Below are 16,707 nucleotides of genomic sequence, written 5' to 3' on the forward strand. Positions count from 1 at the left end.
AAACGTTGGCTGAATTATAGGGTTGCCATCATTTCCAGAAAAGTTTAGCTAAAGTCAAAATTCATAAAAAAATGCGAGTATAAATTTCGTTTAGGTTTAAAAAAACTTTTAATTTCGCAATTGATCAAACAAATAACTAATTAATTATAATCTAAAAAGATGAAAGTTACCGTTGTAGGAGCTGGAAATGTTGGTTCAACCTGTGCTAATGTGCTTGCTCATAATGAAATTGCAAATGAAATCGTATTGTTGGATATCAAAGAAGGTGTTGCTGAAGGCAAGGCTTTAGATATGTGGGAGACTTCTCCAGTTAACTTATATGATTCAAGAATCACAGGTTCAACTAATGATTATGCAAAAACTGCGGGATCTGAAGTAGTTGTAATTACCTCTGGAATTCCTAGAAAACCGGGAATGTCAAGAGATGATTTGATAGCAACTAATGCGGGAATTGTAAAATCGGTAACTGAAAACATTATTAAGCACTCACCAGATGCCAAAATAATCATTGTATCTAACCCTTTGGATGTAATGTGTTATACAGCTTATTTGTCTGCAAAGGTTGATAAAAGTAAAGTGATGGGAATGGCAGGAGTATTAGATACTGCACGTTATCGTTCATTTTTAGCGATGGAATTAAACGTTTCTCCTAAAGACATTCAAGCTTTATTGATGGGTGGACATGGTGATACTATGGTGCCGCTTCCGAGATACACAACAGTTGGAGGAATTCCAGTAACTGAATTAATTGAAAAAGAAAAATTAGATGCGATTATCGAGAGAACTAAATTTGGCGGAGGCGAAATCGTTAAGTTGTTAGGTACGTCTGCATGGTATGCGCCAGGTGCGGCGGCTGCTCAAATGGTTGAAGCGATAGTGAAAGATCAAAAAAGAGTTCTTCCTGTATGTTCATGGTTAGAAGGTGAGTACGGACAAGACAAAATCTATTTAGGAGTTCCTGTGGTTTTAGGTAAAAACGGAATTGAAAAAATTATTGAAGTAGATTTAAATGAAGATGAACAAGCATTATTAAATGACTCTGCAAAAGCAGTGAGAAATGTGATGGATGTACTTGAAGGAATGGACGTTCTTTAAGCATCAAGAAGTAATTTGTCAAGCGGGTTTCAATTTATTTTGGAACCCGTTTTTTTGTTTTTGACAGTTATTTTTATCGAATTATATAGATTTGCCTTGTCGATACCAACCAATGAAATAAAAGCATCGTAAATTGATTAGCAAATAACTAAAGCTGAAAGAAGGAGAAGGAATTAATATGAAAACAAAAATCATCGTCGCATTAATTGCGGTTGTAGGAATAGGTTTATCCTGTAAAAAACAAGTTGATAATTGTCGATACGAACAATTGACACCAGCTTTTATTTATAACTATCCAGATACGGTAACAGTCAATGAAATATTTGATGTTGGATTAAACTATGTTGTAGATAATTCATGTGGCAATCAAGTGGAATTTGAAGTCGAACGAAATTCTAACATCTTGACTGTTTGGATGACGACTGTTTATGAGGGCTGTAATTGTATCGATGAGTTTATAGAGAAATCGTATAATTACCCAATTAGCTTTGATCTACCTGGCGTATACGAATTAAGATTTTACGTTTCTGTAAATGAATTTGAATCTTATTATATTACAGTGGAAGAATAAAAAAGTAGTTGTTGAAAGAATTTTATAGTCTGTTTAATCTCTATTGATGTGATTTGTAAATTTGAACATGTCCTTACTAAGTGTTCAAAACCTCACAATTAAATATGATAAGAAGGAAGTCGTTAGAAACTGTTCTTTTAAATTAGAAAAGAAAGAAATCATTGTAATTCTCGGTGCAAGTGGAGAAGGAAAGACGACACTACTAAAAGGAATTGCTGGATTGCTTCCGCATAGCCAGGGAGATGTGCAGTTGAAAAACGAACTTGTTTTAGATGCTTCAGAAAAATTAGTACCCGGTCATGAGTTAATTAAACTCGTGAATCAGGATTTTGATTTAAACGATTTTCATACGGTTGAAGAAAATATTCGGCTACGACTACTAGCTTTTGATGTAGATTACCAGCGCAAAAGAATAGAGTTATTATTGGATATTACAAATTTAACGCAGTACCGTGATGTTTCCACAAAACAATTATCTGGAGGCCAAAAACAACGATTGGCCATGGCAAGAGCTTTGGCTGATGAGCCTGAATTGTTATTGCTCGATGAACCTTTTAATCAGCTTGATTTTCAAACCAAAAATGTGATTGAATCGCATATTAAATCTTATGTCAAAGAAAGAGGGCTTGGCGTAATTATGGTTACGCATAATGGGGTTGAAGCAATGGAGTGGGCGGATAAAATAATTTTCATTGACGAAGGTGAAATTAAGAGAATTGATTCTCCAAGTAATTTTTATAATAATCCACAATCATTAAAAGAAGCACGTTTTTTTGGACCGGTTAATGAAATCCTTGTAAATGGAGAAAAAATCTATTTCCGACCCTCGTTTTTTTCACTGAATCAAGATGATAATTATAGTATTAAAGTTGCAGTAAAATTTGTTAAGCAAGTCAATTTAGGATGGTATTCAACAGCCGTATTCAGTTGCCATAGTGGTCATATTCAACTTTATTCAACTGAAGATATTTCTGAGGTTCGTGAAATTTTTATTCGAAAAATCTCGTTCAAATGATTAAAATATCAGATATTATTCATTATATTTGACTAGATATTAATCAATTGGTTATTTACAATGAGCATTTCAATCATAGGAGAAAATTTGAAATTATTAAGAAAGAGAAAAAAAATGTCTCAAGAGGAGTTAGCGTCTGCACTCGGGTTGACTCGTTCTTCTTATAGTGGGTATGAAAATGGAGTAGCGGAACCAAATTTGGAAAATTTGACCAAGTTTAGCGAGTTCTTTAATATTTCTCTGGACAAACTCATTAAAATTGAGTTAGCAAAAATCTCTGAAGCGGAATGGGAGAAAATAGATAAGGGAATTGAAGTTGATGTGGAAGGTAAAAGTGTCCGGGTAATTGCGATAACAGTTGATCAAGAAAACAATGATAATATTGAGTTAGTTTCCAAGAAAGCTAGGGCTGGATATACCACAGGTTATTCAGACCCTGAATTTATTAGTGTTTTGCCGACTTTTAACTTACCTTTTTTAAAGAAAGACAGAAAATATAGGACATTTCCAATTAAAGGTGATTCGATGCCGCCAGTTTCAGATGGAAGCTATGTCATTGGAGAGTATGTAGAAAATTGGAATACGATTAAAGATGGTTTTCCTCATATCGTTGTAACGGTCGATGATGGAATTGTTTTTAAGAATGTATACAAACGTTTGAATGATAATCAATGCTTTCAATTATGTTCGACAAATCCATTGTACGAGCCTTATGAAGTACATGCGAATGATATTGTTGAAATGTGGCGTTTTGTAAATTATATATCATCAGATTTACCAACATCGAGTTTTAAAGAGAGTGAATTGACTCAAGCAATTTTAGATTTGCAAACTGAGGTTAAACACCTTAAGAATATTTATATTCCCAAAAAACAGTTGAATAATTAGGAAGAATGTTTTGTTTGAGTTTGAAGGAGAACTCTAACTTGTTATCGTTTAGTCAAATCTATTCCATAGAAATCTTTGGTTAAGTTTATATATTCAGATGAATATTTACCATTCTGATCTTTGACAAGAAGATTAGATGTTGTCGGATTTATTTCGCTAAAACTGTATTCGATTAGTGTGCGAATGGACACTCCATTTGGACGACGGGTTCTTAGAATTCTTTTTGGAAATAGTTCCTCCGTTAGGGCACGTTCTATATGAGTTTCTTCTAAATGGGAAGGGATTATTATGGATAAAGTTCCCTTTTCACTTAAAAGTTCAGCACAAGCCAGGTAAAACTCATGGATAGGTAAATCGTTGGTGTGCCGAGCTCTATTTCGATTAGAGTCCTCACTTAAAAAGGCATTTTCAAAATAGGGAGGATTAGAGATAATCAAATCGAATTTTTCGATTGCTCCAAAATTTTGAACAGCGGTATTAATCGCAAGGATACGGTTGGAAAACTTTGAATTTCTGAAATTTAATTCGGCTTCTTTCATTGAGTGAACATCAGGCTCAATTGCTGTGATGGAAGCAGTAGGATTCTTTTGCGCGGCCATGAGAGCTAAAATTCCCGTTCCCGTTCCAATATCAAGTATTTTATTGTGATGTTGTGAAGTCCAAGCACCTAAAAGCATGGAATCGGTTCCTACTTTTTGCGGGTTAACATCTTGAATAATATTGAACTCCTTAAACTGAAAAATATTACTCATTCCTCTTCTCCAAAATACATGTCTAAAAGACCTTCAGGGCAGTTCACGGATAATACTTTTTGCTCGCGGTCTATTTTTATAATGAACTGATCTTGTTTCGGTATTAGAATTTCAATACCATTCGAGTTAATTTCAATTAAAGGGTTGTTTGATAAATCGAGAACTTGATTGACATACCCAATTTCGCCATGAATTTGATCAATCACTTTGAATCCTTCAATCTCATGAAAATAGAACTCGTTGTTTTCAAGTTCAGGCAAAGATTCTAGCGGTAAGTATAAGCCACATTTTAGGATAGTTTGGGCTTGTTTTTCCGAATCGATATCTTCAAATTTAACGATGGCCGTACCGTTTTTTCTAATTTGAATACGTTCCAAAAAAAATGGAATCAGTTTATTGTCGTATTCAACAAAAACTGATTCCAAAAAATTGTATTCCTCGGGGTCATCAACATCTAAAAAAATACTAACCTCTCCTTTGTAGCTAAACAATTTAGAGATTGTTCCTAGTCGATAACATTCCGATTTGAGAAACATCTTCGGTTAATTTAAACCAAGAGGTTGTTTTACTCTTCTTCGTTTTTTGCTTCCTCAGCTGGAGCTTCTTCAGTAGCAGCTTCCTCAGTAGCAGCCTCTTCCGTTTCTTCAACTTCTGGAGCATTTTTAGCAGCGATTTCTGCTGCACGTGCATCGTTGACAGCTTTTTCAGCTTCCAATGCAGCTGATTTAGCATCTTCTTTTGCTTTACTAACAGAATCAGCTTTACCAGCGATTTTTCCTAATTTTTCTTCTTTCCATGCATTGAATTTCTTCTCAGCATCAGCTTCAGAAAGCGCACCTTTTTTTACACCTTTATCCAAGTGATTTTTTAATAAAACACCTTCGTAAGACAATAAAGCTTTTACAGTGTCAGTAGGAACAGCACCAACTTGAACCCAGTATAATGCTCTATCGAAATCTAAATCGATTGTTGCTGGATTAGTGTTCGGGTTGTAAGTTCCAATTTTTTCAATGAATCGACCATCTCTTTTTGCTTTTGAGTCTGCCGCTACAATGTGGTAAAATGCACTTCTTTTTTTACCGTGTCTTTGCAATCTAATTTTTGTTGCCATTTTAAATTATAATTTGAAGTACGAAACTTCAGTTAATAATAGATTATCCCAATATTGGGTGCCTTTCATGTAAAGGCGGGTGCAAAGATACATTTATTTTCTTAAACTTCTGCAGATGTTCTGATTTTCTTTATTCTGAGTCAGTTTTAGAGAGTGAAAAGTGTATTTAAGATTTTAATTCATTTGGAAAAGCTGCTTTATACTCTTCAAATCGTTGTAAAATTTCACTGACATATTTGTAGGTTTCACTCCCCCTGCAGTACCCGTATTTTACCACTTGATGGCGATAATAGGTCGGTTTAGCTAGATTTTTAACCATTTCAGCAACGTTATTATCCCATACTAGATCGTCTAGTTCATATACTTCGCACAACGCTCGTGCGTCGTCAATGTGTGCACGGCCCGCATTAAATGTTGCAAGCGTAAATTTTATAGCTTCGCTGGAGTCTGGTATGATTTCGAGCCATTGATTATAGTTCTTTTTTAATTTTCTAATTCCAGCCTTTATTTGATCTTCAGCAGAAGAATTTGGAGAAATTCCATAGCTGTGAGCGGTGGAAGGCATAAACTGAAAGATTCCAAAAGCACCTGCCCATGACTGTTTCCAAATTTCAAACTTCGATTCTTGATAGATTACCGCCGATACCAGTCTCCAATCCCAACCAATTTTTTCACTTTCCATTTTAATTACATCGTCATAGGGGGAAATTTGCTCTCCTGTCAGCGAAGAAAATACCATGTTTGCCTTATTTGATAAAGCTCTTCGTTTAAAATATTTTCTACGTACTTCACCAATAGTTGATCGATTTTCTTTTGCCAACAACCATGCATTTAAAGTATCTCTTAGTTGAGGAGAAGTTGTCCGTAATCCAAAGGCTATATGGTCATCACTCCCCAATGAAAAATCAATATCGATATTGGGGTAGTACCGTGTGTCAATTTTGGCGACATTATAATCGGCAACCGTGTAATCTATCTCGCCTTCGCTTACCATCCTAATTAATTCTTCCGTTATTAAATCTCCTTCAGTAGCTATGATTTTTAAATCTAAATCAAAGGCATCGTCTAGCTGTTTTAACCGGTTGTAAAAGCTGGAGTTTTTCCAAACGTGAATGGTTTTACCGTGCAATGCTTCTATGTTTTGAATAAGTGAATCTTTAATTTGCGAGCGTCTCATTTTACGGTATCCTTCAGGTTTTCGCTGAATCAGTACCTGATGCGTTTGCAAATAAGAAGCGGAAAAATCAATATGCGCCTTGCGAGATTCGGTTATAGTTAAGTTACAGGCAATGATATCTCCAATACAGCTGTCTAGTTTATGGATCATATCATCAAGATCATTCACCATGGTAACCTGCAAGCGAATATTATGGTCTTTGGTAAATTCATGGAGTAATTCGTACTCGTATCCCATATTTTTACCTTTATAAATGAAAAAACTAGCAGGGCTATTTTCAGCGAGTACGTGCAAAACACTATCTGACTTGATTTCCTTCCAATCACGAATTAGTGGGGGGGTATTTTTAGAATGCTCAACGTCATCGTTTTTGCAACTAATTAGTACACAGAATAGTAGGAAAGGTAAAATTTTTTGCATAGTTGGCATTTAATTTTTGGACAAGGTCAACAAAAATTATTTTCTTTATCAATCTACGAAAAATTAACCAATTAACTCTTTAATAAATTGTTGAGAGTCAAATATTATTGATTTCATAAACTTTTCGAAAAGTAGATCTATTGAATCGCGATCATTTAAATAAAGTTGCATGCAGCGCACTAAATCATTCTTAAACCCAATCCTTCTTGAAAATTGCCATAAAATCATCTCAATCCCCTCTTCTGAGTGATACTGGTATAGCCATTCATGTTCTTTCAGTAAAGCATACATTGTTTTAAAATCATCTTCTAAATAATGTAAGTTTTGATCCGTTTCGTGGTAGACCATCTTGACAAAATCATCGAATGGTTTAGCACAGTAGTTTGACCAATTTTTGGTAAGGTAATGATCCAATATAATATCCGTGGCGATATACGCTATTTTTTGAACGCCCTTGTCTTGGAATTTTTTACCAATTGCCTTTATATAAGGGGAAGAATCTGTGTAGTCGTCAATATATCGATGCAAATAAACACCTTGTAGTATATGCGGAGGTAGGCTCCTAAATTTTTCAAGGTTGCCTTTATATGAGTCGCCAGCAAAGTTACCAGCAATTAATTCCGGGTATTCTCGAGCGATATAAGCATGTCCTACAAAATTCAAATCAAATTAATTTTCTTGCTCAACTTTAAAATCAGAAGTAAAATGAAACTGAATATCAGGATAATCTGATTGCGCCATTTGCAACAAGAACGGTGTTTCAGCTAAGAAAACAAAATTATCGTCCTTATCTTTAGCAATATAGATAGATTTTGCACGAATAAATTGATCCAATTGCTCTTGATTATTGGTGGTCATCCAGCAGGCTTTGTAATAGCGTTTAGGTTGAAATTCACATTTCGCACCGTATTCATTTTCCAATCGATATTTTATCACTTCAAATTGGAGTTGCCCAACTGTTCCCACAATTTTACGGTTACCAGGTTGTTGAATAAATAATTGTGCTACCCCCTCGTCGGTAAGCTGCTGAATTCCTTTCTCAAGCTGCTTAGATTTCATCGGGTCTTTATTCTCTAACTCCATGAATATCTCTGGAGAGAAACTTGGAATTCCTTTAAATGAAAAAGAGGTTCCTTCAGTAATCGTATCGCCAATTTTAAAACTGCCTGTATCATAAAGTCCAATCACATCCCCAGGAAATGCTTCATCTATAATACTCTTGTCTTGCGCCATAAAAGATGTAGGGTTGGCAAACTTTAGCTTTTTTTCCAAACGTGCATGGTTATAAAATTTATTGCGTTCAAATTTTCCGGAGACTATTCTTAAAAACGCAATTCTATCTCTATGGTTCGGGTCTAAGTTGGCATGAATTTTAAATACGAAACCGCTAAAATTTTTGGCCTCTGGAGCAACAAATCCTTCATTAGATTCACGACCTTGGGGAGAAGGCGATATCTCTAAAAAAGTTTCCAAAAGCTCTTTAACGCCAAAATTATTAATTGCACTCCCAAAAAATACTGGAGCAACTTCTCCGCGTAGATATGCTTCACGGTCAAATTCATCGTAAACTCCATCGACAAGCTCCAACTCTTCCCTTAATTCATTTGCTGGTCCTTCGCCAATTGTATCTTCTAGTTCACTCGAATTGAGATCTTCTATCGAAACGATATCCTCGGAAATCTTGGTTTTATTAGCAGCGAATAGATTTAAATCTTTATCATAAATATTGTACACTCCTTGGAAAGTTGCTCCAATTCCAATTGGCCAAGAAAGTGGTCTTACTTTAATTTTTAGGATGTCTTCCAGTTCGTCCAAGAGGTCAAATGAATCCCTTCCTTCACGGTCCATTTTATTAATGAAAATGATAACTGGTGTATTCCGCATCCTACAAACCTCCATTAGCGCTTTGGTTTGTGCTTCGACACCACTCGCACTGTCAATGATTAAGATTACACTATCAACAGCGGTAAGTGTACGGTAAGTGTCCTCCGCAAAGTCCTTGTGACCAGGAGTATCTAGAATATTTATTTGTTTTCCGAGATATTCAAATGCCATTACGGAAGTAGCAACAGAAATTCCACGCTGCTTTTCAATTTCCATAAAATCAGAAGTCGCTGTTTTTTTTATTTTGTTGTTTTTAACAGCTCCTGCAGTTTGAATTGCTCCTCCAAATAATAACAGCTTTTCTGTTAACGTGGTTTTACCTGCATCGGGGTGAGAAATTATTGCAAAAGTTTTTCTCTTTTCTATTTCGGCAATGTTCTTCATTAAAATCGGTATCTATTTTTGCTCCTTTTCTGGTCTTAACCAAAGTAAATCCATGCTTCATAAGCAGCTCAAAGGGACTGGTCTAAAACTGTATTCACTTTTTGGTTATTTCTGCGGCAAAAATAACCCTTTTTGCTATATTTGACTCCATGATAACGAGTAATCCGAAAAAGACCCTTCTTTTTTTGATCGCATTCATTGGTTGTTTAAATTCAAATTATGTAAAAGCAACAACGAATGAAGGTAAATTATCGACGGTTAAATTCTCTGTCGATTCTACACAACAAATTGCCGCCTTGAAATTTAACGCGTATGCAGAAAGTGTTTACGAAGACCTTCGGGATACAAGTTTGTCTTACACTGCGTTCATGCAAGGTCTAAAAGGCTATTATAACCTTAGTTCTGAAGGTAAAATTAAAAGAAAAAATACCCTAACAATTATTGATTTTTCAAAGCCATCGAGCCAAGATCGTCTTTTTATTATTGACCTTTGTAATCGAAAAATTTTGCATAAATCGATCGTCTCGCATGGCGTAAATACAGGGCGTTTATATGCTCAAAATTTTTCCAACAAGCCAAATTCACACAAAAGTAGTATTGGGTTTTACTCTACTTCAACGACATATCACGGTAAATATGATTTGGCTTTGCGTTTGGATGGTCTAGAATATACCAATAATAAGGCTAGAAGCAGAGGAGTGGTCATGCATGCAGCGAAGTATGCAACGTACGAATTTTTAGAAAAAAACGGAGGTATGCTTGGCCGATCATACGGTTGTCCTGCATTGCCATTTAATCATTTTGAAAAAGTGGTAGAGTGGATTAAAGAAGGTACCTGCTTATTTATATACTACCCAAGTTTATCTTACCAAAAAAATTCTGTATACCTAAACCAAAATCAATATTTACAAGAGTTTTTATACTTGTAATTTGGGGCAAACCCTTCACCGCAGAAAGCTGCGTAGGGTCGGTCTTCGCCTAGTCGCTTTTTATTTGGTTTGGCTCTAGTGAGCCAAATCAAATAAAAGAGCTCCAACAATAGGCTACGCCCTTTGCCAAACTATTTTCTGCTATAAACACGTCTTCGTTTTTTGGCATAAGTTTTGAGAGATTTTTATTATCGCAAAAACAGGTTGTGGCTTTCAATGTTATAAAAGCTGCTCGCTTGACTCAACGCTATTATGTTGATTTGTTTTTGGACTTTGGTCAATCGAATCTCAAGAAGGACCAAAGTCCTTAAACAAATAAAAAAGTTCACAAGATTTAAATTCCATCTAAGAAGAAAAAGAATCCCTTTTTCAAATCTATGGGTAAGTATAAAATTCCTACTAACTTTGCTTTTGGTTTTAGAATGAGATTATTTGTTTTCATAGCGGCTATTTTACTTGCTGGTTTCGCAGGTTTTTTCATCGGAAAATATTCAGGTGATAAAAAAATTGTTGTCGCTCCATCCGACACTAAATTAGTGACCGAATATGTCTATGATACGATAATTGAGAAGGAAAGAATTGAAGTGCCTGTTCTGACGGACGAATTGGACTCAAATTTCCAAGAGTTAGACTCTTTAAAAGATCAATTAGTAAGGGATACAGTTCAACAAAAAATAATAGAACGAGATACAAGTCATGATGAAGAGATTACTATCAATAAAGATGAGTTTTTAGGTTCGAAACGCGTTAAGATTCAATACCTGAATAAACCCGCCAACAAAGACTCTTTAATGAAGGAAATGCTTGGCATCAAAAATCATTTACCAACGGATTTAAGTATTCAGTTTTGGGAGTCTCCTATAAATTTTGTTGGATATAAATTGTCGCATAATACGTTGGTTGTATATGGTTTGCCTGAACAGTTTGAATATGAGGTTTATGCTAAAGATCAGGTGTTGTACTTGTCAAATGAGGCATTTTTTTATCAAATTAAAGAAACACATGAATTCAAACCATTCAAAGAGGTTGAAAAAAATATAGTATTAAATGATTGAGTTTTATAAGTACCAGGGGACCGGTAATGATTTTATTCTAATTGATAATTGGAATGGGAGTTTTGTTGCCGATAAACAGCAATTTGTCCAAAAATGGTGCGAACGTCGATTTGGTATTGGATCAGATGGATTAATATTTATTGAAAAATCGGATAAAGCTGATTTTAAAATGGATTTTTATAACCCTGATGGAAGTCAGAGTTTCTGTGGGAATGGTTCACGCTGTGCGGTTGCATTTTCACATCATTTAGGACATATTAAAAACAAAAAAACCGTTTTTGAAGCTATTGATGGCATACATGAAGGCGAGCTAACGGAGTCGACTGTTAAAATTGCCATGCATCAATATGATGGAATTGAGTTTATTGGAAATGATTATTTTATTCAAACAGGCTCACCACATTACATTCACTATAAAGATAAAAACCAAGCTATTGATATCTATGAATACGGGCAGACAATCCGCTATTCCAATCGATTTAAAGAGCTAGGGACCAATGTTAACCTTGTTGAAATTCTTGACAAAAATCATATAGCAGTTGAAACCTACGAAAGAGGTGTAGAAGCAGAAACTTTTGCCTGTGGCACTGGTGCCACTGCTTGTGGACTGAGTTATGCTTATAAGAATAAGTTAAATGCTGGTAAAATTCGAGTAGATGTCAAAGGTGGCCAACTTGATATTCATTTTACCGCTAAAAGTTCTCCCGGAGAATTTGAAAATATTTGGTTAGAAGGGCCAGCAAAATATGTATTTAAAGGAGTGATTGATGACAATAATTAAGAATATTCAACCTTTAACCGAATTAGACAAAAAAACGACATATTTAGTATTGATCTCACCTGAGAAGATACCTCATTTAGCAATTGTTGAAAACGACAAATACTATTCACTCACGCATAAAAAAGCAGTAATTGGAGATGATTTTGAAAGTTACCTCCGTTTTTTTAAACAATCACAACGAAAAATTTTATTAATTGAAGTCAAATTAGAGTTGTCTAAGGCTAAAATTGAAGACGTTTTTAAGCTTTTTTCCAAAGCAGCTGTCAATGACAATACCTGTCTTGCGCCAATAAAATCGTATCTCTTTAAAGAAAGTAAGGCAAATTTCGTTTATGAATTAGTACCTGAATTACAAGAAAAAAAATTAATTGGTCAAAGTTTTCAGATTAATATGGATGAAGATATTGATGAATCAAAACAATATCAACTCCGTAAATATACCAAAGACGACATTTTTTCTTACATTGATTCGCTCAATAAAAAATATGCTAACCGGGGATAAAATATATTTAAGAACAATCGAGCCAGAAGATGCAGATGCGCTTTATGCCTGGGAGAATGATCCTGAAAATTGGCGTGTGAGTAATACGATTGTCCCTTTCTCTAAAAACTTGATTAAACAATATGTAAATCAGGCTCAAGATTTATTTCAATTGCAGCAAATTAGGTTCATTATTTGTGAACTTAATCAAAATTTACCAGTTGGTACTGTGGATCTTTTTGAATTTGACCCATTCAACCAGAGAGCTGGAGTAGGGGTATTAATTCAGAAAGAGTTCAGAGGTAATGGTTATGCATTTGAAAGTTTAGAACTTCTTGCAGATTATGCTGTGAACAATGTTGGTATCCGTAATTTACACGCCAGTGTTATGGGGGGGAACACAAATAGTTTAAAATTGTTTGAGAAAGCTGGTTATAAAATGATTGGTAAAAGAAAGAATTGGTTTGTTAAAGGAGGAGACTGGGAAGACGAGTGTTTATTTCAAAAAGAATTAATTTAAAGAATGAAAAAGATCCTATTTCTAGTTTTATTTGTCACACTAATTGTGGCGGGTTGGTTTATTGGTAAACCGTATTATGATTTACATTTTAGTGCCATCGAGATCGATCAGCATAAATTAATATATATCCCAACGGGGAGTGGTTTGTCAGAGGTTGGAATGATTCTAGAAGAAGAGGGAATAATGAAGAAAGATGCTTTCAATTCATTCGCAGAAAAACTTGATTTTACCAAAGAAAAGGTCGAACCGGGTAAATATGAATTCCAGAAGGGCATGAAAAATAAAAATGTCATTTATGCTTTAAAAAACGGGAATCAGGAATTAAAAGATGTGAGAATAACCTTTAACCTTTGTCGGGATATCTATGATATGGCAGGAAAAGTTGCCCCAAACATTGAGGCTGATTCAATAGCAATAGTGAGCTATATAGCTGATCCAAAAACGATGGAGAAATACGGCTTTAGAAAAGAAACAATATCGGCACTTTTTTTATCAGACACCTATGAAGTAGGAGAATGGGACATGACTGCGGAGGAATTTGTAGATCGCATGGCAAAGGAATTTAAATCATTTTGGAATGCTGAAAGAAAAGCAAAAGCTGTTTTTTTACAATTAACGCAATCTGAAGTTGCTACCTTGGCCTCGATAGTCGAAGCTGAGCAAAGTACAAGACCTGATGAGTGGCCACGAATTGCAGGACTTTACTTAAACCGAATTAAAAAAGGAATGTTATTACAATCAGATCCAACTGCTAAATTTTGTTGGGGTGATGAATTAGAAGGCGTGAAGCGTCTCTTGAATATTCATATGGAAAGGGACTGTCCGTATAACACATATTTATATGCAGGTTTGCCTCCTGGTCCAATTCGCATGGCTTCTAAAAAAGCGATTGATGCTGTTCTGAACGCTGAAAAACATGATTACTTATATATGTGTGCAAAACCTGGTGATGAAAACGGGTATAGCGGCTTACATAATTTTGCTAAATCTTATAATCAACATTTAGTCAATGCCCGTAAATTTCAGAGCTATATGCGCTCCATCGGCCATTAATTCCTTGTAAAATCTCATAATTCTGGCATTTGAAAAATAGAATAACTTTTTATAAAGTAAAATTATGAGCATAATGTTAATGCTAAAGAACAACATTCCATCAAACACATTGGTGAATAATAAAATAGCGTTGAAAGTGAGCAGTAAGAAGCTGGTTCCAATAAAAATAAAAGCATGAAATAAAATTCGGAACCATTTTAACTGAAATGCAATAGTCATTTGCTGATGCTTATTTTCGTTAGTTAGAACTGTAAGAATTAGAGTATATATGTTTGGTCCTTTTATGGGTTTTAAATACAATGTATTTGTCTTTCCAGTGCGTACGAATTCAATCAGCTTAAAGTATGTTTGTTCGACTGGCTGGTTCCCAAATTCTTTATTCTTCATGATAGAGTTTTTGGGTAAAAGTCATTCAATCTAACGAGAAAAGCGCAACTAGAATAACTCCAATTGCGCTTTCTTTATTATTCGCCTAAAGCGATCAATTATTTACCTAAAAAACCATATTGGTAGGAATAATCTAACATTTGTGTTTCAAAATTTGTTGGTTGAGAAATGGTAACATCAGTGATTTCACCATTTTCATCTTTAACTGCTGTTAAAATAGGGTTCATAAACCCATAATATGGAGCTATATCAAGAGCGTCACTTCTTTCAAGAACCTCGTTATGAACATCTTGATCTACTTTAACTCCGTAATTTTCAACTAAGTTTTTTCCTGCAGCAAAATCGCCTTCTGATTTTATACGTTGAATTTCTCTTAATAAATCACCAAAAATCACTCTAAGTTTTTCATAGTCATTTATGTTGAAATAAGTTTTTCCAGCTTTTTCAACCTTTTCTATAACATTTTGTTCTGCACCTTTTTCAAATGCCCATGCAGCGACTAATTGGCGGTTTCTCATATGTGCTTCTTCAATATTTGCACCGGGCTCTAATCTTCTCATTTGAACCATTAAACCATTTCTGATATAAGAATCATATTCCGCTTTTCCAACCTCAAGTGTTTCAATTAGACCTAAGTCGATTAGTTTTTCGTCCAGTAAAAAATATAAGGCAACTAAGTCCGCTCGTGCTTCTTCCAAAGTTGACGAGTAATTTTTTAAAGTTTCCTTAGGGGTGCCAACTCCTTCATTTATTTTACCAGATGCATGTCCTATTACCTCGTGCATAGCTGTATGCATTTTAGAGGCAAGTTTACCATAAGAAATTGCTCTCTCAATTTCTTCATCGTCATGTGCAAATTCTCTCAGAATTCCTTCCCCACCTGCATTTTCGTATGCTTGTACAATATTTCCGAGACTTACAGATTTTGATCCGTGCTCCGCACGTATCCAATTTGAGTTAGGTAAATTGACACCAATTGGTGTTGAAGGGGATGCATCACCCGCTTCACCTGCTACATTTACGACTTTATACGAAACGCCCACTACGTTTGCCTTTTTATGTTCTTCCTGAATTGAAGAATGATCCTCAAACCATTGCGCATTTTCAGCCATTACAGCCATTCGTTCAGATGCTTCAAAGTCGTTGATTTGAATAATCGATTCGTAAGAACCTCTCATACCAACAGGATCACCATATACTTCAACAAATCCTTGGATGTAATCAATATCTCCTTCGGTTGCTTGTGACCATGCGATATTATATTCGGCCCATTTATTTAAATCTCCAGTTTCATAGTATTCGATCAATAATCCTAGCGCATTTCCTTGTGCCTCATTTTCGGCAACACCTTGAGCTAATTTTAACCATTCTACAACCTTTGTAATGGCTGCTCCATACATACCATCAGTCTTCCACACATTTTCTACTAAATTGCCATTTTCATCTTTTGTTAGCTGAGAGTTAAGGCCTATTTCTACTGGTCGTGTACCAGCATTTGCTAATTTCTCTTTATAAAAATTTTCTACATCTTTTTCTGTTACGGTTGGCCCATAGAAATTAGTAGCAGAATTCAGAATTAAATCTTCACTGTCATCCAAACTCACCCGTTTTTTATCTGCTGAGTTATCAAAAATTGCTTCAAGAATTTCTGGTCGAAGTGATGCGCCAGTTGATGCAATCAATTCTTCTAAATAAGTTCTAGAAAATTCCGGTTGAAATTTATCCATTGAATAATGATGATGAATACCGTTAGAGAACCACATTCGTTTTGTGTACGTCATCAAATGACCCCATTCTTCTGTGTTTTTATCGCCATTATAATTTTTAACAATATGCTCAAGAGCATTTCTTATTTCCAAGTTGTAACGGTAGTTTTGGTCCCAAATAATATCCCTGCCTGAAAGACCAGCTTCATAGAGGTAATAAACAAGTTTCTTTTGTGTTAAGCTTAGTTTTTCAAAACCAGGTATTTCATAACGCAAGACTTCAACATCTCCGAATCTTTCGGTATCCATTTTTTTGGATTCGTTGACCGTTAAGCTATCAGTATTGTTAGAATCAGCATTTTGATTCTCTTGTTCAGCACCCCCGCAACTGGTGAATAATCCACCAAGGACTATTCCTGAAATAATTAAATTTTTCATTGTTCATTTTTTTATGCTTTATAAAAATAAGAATACTTTCTCATTTCCTATTAAAATCAT

The 16,707-nt window shown here is 35.0% G+C and carries 18 protein-coding genes; 10 read left to right on the forward strand and 8 right to left on the reverse strand.

Annotated features, from left to right (window positions below):
* The first annotated feature begins 159 nt into the window (after positions 1 to 159).
* The 4 genes from mdh (at position 160) to A8143_RS07020 (ending at position 3,569) form a co-directional block, all read left to right on the forward strand.
* Positions 160 to 1,095, forward strand: coding sequence for a malate dehydrogenase (gene mdh / locus A8143_RS07005; protein WP_066757616.1), 936 nt, complete (start codon positions 160 to 162; stop codon positions 1,093 to 1,095).
* Positions 1,096 to 1,273: 178 nt separating this feature from the next.
* A complete protein-coding gene (locus A8143_RS07010; protein ID WP_066757620.1) occupies positions 1,274 to 1,666 on the forward strand; it encodes a hypothetical protein in 393 nt (130 codons plus the stop codon).
* A gap of 67 nt (positions 1,667 to 1,733) precedes the next feature.
* Positions 1,734 to 2,681, forward strand: a complete 948-nt coding sequence (locus A8143_RS07015; RefSeq protein WP_066757624.1) for an ABC transporter ATP-binding protein — start codon at positions 1,734 to 1,736, stop codon at positions 2,679 to 2,681.
* Positions 2,682 to 2,768: 87 nt separating this feature from the next.
* On the forward strand, positions 2,769 to 3,569 hold the full coding sequence (locus tag A8143_RS07020; RefSeq protein ID WP_217494793.1) for an XRE family transcriptional regulator: 801 nt from the start codon (positions 2,769 to 2,771) through the stop codon (positions 3,567 to 3,569).
* Between the two features lie 41 nt (positions 3,570 to 3,610).
* On the opposite strand, the gene A8143_RS07025 is transcribed toward A8143_RS07020, so the two are convergent.
* From A8143_RS07025 to A8143_RS07050, 6 genes are all read right to left on the reverse strand, one after another.
* Positions 3,611 to 4,321 carry a tRNA1(Val) (adenine(37)-N6)-methyltransferase gene (locus A8143_RS07025; protein ID WP_066757630.1) on the reverse strand — a complete coding sequence of 237 codons (711 nt, stop codon included), beginning with the start codon at positions 4,319 to 4,321 and terminating at the stop codon, positions 3,611 to 3,613.
* Positions 4,318 to 4,857: a ribosome maturation factor RimM gene (gene rimM, locus A8143_RS07030; protein WP_066757633.1), complete on the reverse strand. Its 540-nt coding sequence runs from the start codon at positions 4,855 to 4,857 to the stop codon at positions 4,318 to 4,320. The genes A8143_RS07025 and rimM overlap by 4 nt, the downstream gene beginning before the upstream one ends.
* A gap of 29 nt (positions 4,858 to 4,886) precedes the next feature.
* A complete protein-coding gene (locus A8143_RS07035) occupies positions 4,887 to 5,432 on the reverse strand; it encodes a 30S ribosomal protein S16 (RefSeq protein ID WP_066757636.1) in 546 nt (181 codons plus the stop codon).
* Positions 5,433 to 5,598: 166 nt separating this feature from the next.
* The gene (locus tag A8143_RS07040; protein WP_066758151.1) at positions 5,599 to 7,029 is read right to left on the reverse strand and encodes an MltF family protein; all 1,431 of its coding nucleotides are present in this window, start codon (positions 7,027 to 7,029) and stop codon (positions 5,599 to 5,601) included.
* 63 nt (positions 7,030 to 7,092) lie between these two features.
* Entirely contained in the window at positions 7,093 to 7,692 is a 600-nt protein-coding gene (locus A8143_RS07045) for an ACP phosphodiesterase (protein ID WP_066757639.1), read from the reverse strand.
* 6 nt (positions 7,693 to 7,698) lie between these two features.
* Positions 7,699 to 9,297 carry a peptide chain release factor 3 gene (locus A8143_RS07050; protein ID WP_066757642.1) on the reverse strand — a complete coding sequence of 533 codons (1,599 nt, stop codon included), beginning with the start codon at positions 9,295 to 9,297 and terminating at the stop codon, positions 7,699 to 7,701.
* 149 nt (positions 9,298 to 9,446) lie between these two features.
* Between A8143_RS07050 and A8143_RS07055 the strand changes: the two genes are divergently transcribed.
* The 6 genes from A8143_RS07055 (at position 9,447) to mltG (ending at position 14,116) form a co-directional block, all read left to right on the forward strand.
* Positions 9,447 to 10,226 carry a murein L,D-transpeptidase catalytic domain family protein gene (locus A8143_RS07055; protein ID WP_066757645.1) on the forward strand — a complete coding sequence of 260 codons (780 nt, stop codon included), beginning with the start codon at positions 9,447 to 9,449 and terminating at the stop codon, positions 10,224 to 10,226.
* A 377-nt stretch (positions 10,227 to 10,603) separates the two neighbouring features.
* Positions 10,604 to 11,281: a hypothetical protein gene (locus A8143_RS07060; protein WP_066757648.1), complete on the forward strand. Its 678-nt coding sequence runs from the start codon at positions 10,604 to 10,606 to the stop codon at positions 11,279 to 11,281.
* Positions 11,274 to 12,062, forward strand: a complete 789-nt coding sequence (gene dapF, locus A8143_RS07065) for a diaminopimelate epimerase (protein WP_066757660.1) — start codon at positions 11,274 to 11,276, stop codon at positions 12,060 to 12,062. Before A8143_RS07060 ends, dapF begins: the two co-directional genes overlap by 8 nt.
* Entirely contained in the window at positions 12,049 to 12,564 is a 516-nt protein-coding gene (locus A8143_RS07070) for a hypothetical protein (protein WP_066757663.1), read from the forward strand. Before dapF ends, A8143_RS07070 begins: the two co-directional genes overlap by 14 nt.
* Positions 12,548 to 13,063, forward strand: a complete 516-nt coding sequence (locus tag A8143_RS07075) for a GNAT family N-acetyltransferase (protein ID WP_066757666.1) — start codon at positions 12,548 to 12,550, stop codon at positions 13,061 to 13,063. The genes A8143_RS07070 and A8143_RS07075 overlap by 17 nt, the downstream gene beginning before the upstream one ends.
* Positions 13,064 to 13,066: 3 nt before the next feature.
* The gene (mltG, locus tag A8143_RS07080) at positions 13,067 to 14,116 is read left to right on the forward strand and encodes an endolytic transglycosylase MltG (protein ID WP_066757669.1); all 1,050 of its coding nucleotides are present in this window, start codon (positions 13,067 to 13,069) and stop codon (positions 14,114 to 14,116) included.
* Here mltG and A8143_RS16855 read toward each other — a convergent pair.
* Together A8143_RS16855 and A8143_RS07085 are read right to left on the reverse strand one after the other, a co-directional pair.
* Positions 14,066 to 14,503, reverse strand: a complete 438-nt coding sequence (locus A8143_RS16855; RefSeq protein ID WP_139134293.1) for a hypothetical protein — start codon at positions 14,501 to 14,503, stop codon at positions 14,066 to 14,068. The genes mltG and A8143_RS16855 overlap by 51 nt on opposite strands.
* A 98-nt stretch (positions 14,504 to 14,601) precedes the next feature.
* Positions 14,602 to 16,647, reverse strand: coding sequence for a dipeptidyl-peptidase 3 family protein (locus A8143_RS07085; RefSeq protein WP_066757672.1), 2,046 nt, complete (start codon positions 16,645 to 16,647; stop codon positions 14,602 to 14,604).
* Positions 16,648 to 16,707: the final 60 nt, after the last annotated feature.

It is taken from the genome of Crocinitomix algicola (assembly GCF_001661595.2).
Taxonomy (GTDB): domain Bacteria; phylum Bacteroidota; class Bacteroidia; order Flavobacteriales_D; family Crocinitomicaceae; genus Crocinitomix; species Crocinitomix algicola.